This window comes from Qipengyuania pacifica, from assembly GCF_019857205.1.
Taxonomy (GTDB): domain Bacteria; phylum Pseudomonadota; class Alphaproteobacteria; order Sphingomonadales; family Sphingomonadaceae; genus Qipengyuania; species Qipengyuania pacifica.
Window position 1 is genome coordinate 1 of sequence record NZ_JAHWXO010000037.1, and the last position, 1,512, is coordinate 1,512.

1 protein-coding gene is annotated in these 1,512 nt (G+C 59.6%); it reads right to left on the minus strand.

Features of this window, described 5'->3' with window-relative positions; genetic code table 11:
* Positions 1 to 74: 74 nt before the first annotated feature.
* A protein-coding gene (locus tag KYK83_RS17010) for an IS3 family transposase (RefSeq protein WP_222829090.1) occupies positions 75 to 1,426 on the minus strand; the annotation gives its coding sequence in 2 pieces (ribosomal slippage) (positions 75 to 1,088 and positions 1,091 to 1,426; 1,350 coding nt in all).
* Between the last annotated feature and the right edge of the window lie 86 nt (positions 1,427 to 1,512).

Here is a 1,512-nt window from a genome sequence, read left to right on the forward strand (position 1 = left end):
TGTCCGTCGTCAGAACATTTGGCACAACTCGCGGCGTAGATCAGCGGAGTGTGGGCCTCGTCTTGGATTGATGTTTAGGCGGCGAGCTTGCGGTGTTGCAAGCGCCGATGTTCGAGTGTCTTTCGCTTGATCCTTTCTCTTCGTTTGATGATGGCGGCAGCCCTGCCGAAGTAGGCATCGGCGGGTGTGACGTTGTCGAGGCTCTCGTGGTAGCGCTGGTGGTTGTAATGCTCGACGAAGGCCTTGATCTGCTGTTCGAGATCGCCCGGCAGGAAGTAATTCTCCAACAGCACACGGTTTTTGAGCGTCTGATGCCAGCGCTCGATCTTGCCTTGGGTCTGTGGGTGGAAGGGTGCGCCGCGCACGTGGCTCATCTTGTTGGCCTCGATGTATTCGGCCAACTCGCTCGCGATGTAGCTGGGGCCATTGTCGCTGAGCAGGCGGGGCCTGTGCAGCACATTGGCGTGGTCGCAGCCTGAGGCTGCCAGCGCCATATCGAGCGTGTCAGTGACGTCCTCGGCTCGCATGGTGGTGCAGAGCTTCCATGCAATGATGTAGCGCGAGTAATCGTCGAGCACGGTCGAGAGATAGACCCAGCCCCATCCTATGATCTTGAAGTAGGTAAAGTCGGTCTGCCACATCTCGTTGGGGCGGGAGGTTTGTGTGTGGAACGCGTCTGCCGCCTTGATCACGGTGTAGGCCGGGCTGGTGATCAGATCATGAGCCTTGAGCAGCCGGTAAACCGTAGCTTCGGACACGAAGTAGCGCTTCTCGTCGGTGAAGCGCACCGCCAGTTCTCGCGGGGACAGCTCGGTCTGTTCCAGCGCCATCTCGACGATCTGCTGCTGGACATCCTCGCCGATGCGGTTCCACACCCGGCTCGGCCCGGATGGTCGGTCTGCCAGCGCCTCGGGGCCACCTTCAAGGTAACGATCATACCAGCGGTAGAAGGTGCGCCGTGCCACGCCGAGCTGGTCCAGCGTGCGTTTGGCGGGCAGGTGCGACTGCTCGACGATCCTGATTATCTCCAGCTTCTCGGATGCAGGGTATCTCATTCGTCGTCTCCCCCATCCGCGATCATGCTTTTTTTGAGCAGACGGTTCTCCAGGGTGAGATCGGCCACACATTCCTTCAGATCACGGGCCTCACGGCGCAGGTCCTTCACCTCGTCCGTGGTCGCAGCACGCGCAGTGTCACCAGCCAGACGGCGCTTGCCGGCCTCCATGAACTCCTTGGACCAGGTGTAATACAGGCTCTGTGCGATCCCTTCACGGCGGCACAGCTCGGCAATGGAGTCATCGCCGCGCAGGCCATCGAGCACGATCCTGATCTTGTCTTCAGCAGAGAAGTGCCGACGGGTCTTGCGGCGGATGTCCTTTACGACCTGCCCGGCAGGCTTTTTGGACCTTGAGGATTTGGGCTTCATCTTCGTTCCTTCGTCACTACGACGAAGCCCAAATCCTCCTTAAATCACAACCTCAAATCTGTGCCACAGGTGCTGACGGGGGACAG